The organism is Neisseria sp. P0009.S007 (assembly GCF_051962515.1).
Window position 1 is genome coordinate 1 of sequence record NZ_JBQCVF010000693.1, and the last position, 872, is coordinate 872.

Here is an 872-nt window from a genome sequence, read left to right on the forward strand (position 1 = left end):
ATGTCAGCCAATGACGGAATGGCGTAATCATCGCCCACATCAACAGCATACCGAATACGCCCAAACACAAGCCAAACCAAATGCCCTGCATTCCTGTTTTGCCGACTTCTTCGGTTTTACCTGCGCCGTACAGCTGGGCAATCATCGGGTTCAATGCCGCCATCACGCCCATAAAGGTAATGTAAATCGTGGAAAACGCGCTACTGCCCAAAGCCACCGCGGCCAAATCTTCCTTACCTGCGCCACCGGCCATCACCGTATCGACAAAACCAATACCCACTTGCGCCACTTGCGCCAACAGCATAGGCAGGGCGAGGGCGGTAAGCAGGCGGGTTTCTTTTAAGAAAACAGGAAAGGCAAAGCGGTTGAGGTTCAGTAGCATAATGTGTGCGGTTTGAGGATAAAGGCCGTCTGAAAACGGAAATTTAAAATTATAAAGGGTAATGCTGATAAGCAGGCAATATGTTGTTTAATCGCTAAATTTTTCAGACGGCCTTAAATGTCGGATGTCTTTTTACTGCTTCCAACCAGCTGTCCGGCGTTTGAAACTGCATCAGGCCGTCTGAAAGTGATACTGCGGCTTGGGTAGTCAAAGCGCGGGTTAGTTTTTCGTTGGTTTCAGCATCGTAAATGGTGTAATCGATACGCAGGCAGCTTTCGATTTCAACGATGTCCATATTAACGCGGATTTTTTGGCCGAAACGGGCAGGGCGGATGTATTTGAGGTTCATCTGCACAATCGGCCAGCTGTACCCCTGCCGTCCCATTTCGTTGTAGTCGTAACCGATGGAAGATAAAAAAGCGCAACGTGCGGTTTCAAGGTATTTGACATAGTTGCCGTGCCACACGATGTGCATGGCATCTACGTCAAA

At 48.9% G+C, this 872-nt stretch carries 2 protein-coding genes; both read right to left on the minus strand.

Annotated features, from left to right (window positions below):
* A partial coding sequence (locus ACTHS3_RS15735; RefSeq protein ID WP_440368471.1) for an MATE family efflux transporter occupies positions 1-382 on the minus strand: 382 nt, incomplete at its 3' end.
* 103 nt (positions 383-485) lie between these two features.
* Positions 486-872, minus strand: a 387-nt coding sequence (locus ACTHS3_RS15740) for an acyl-CoA thioesterase (RefSeq protein ID WP_440368472.1), incomplete at its 5' end; no start/stop codon positions are given.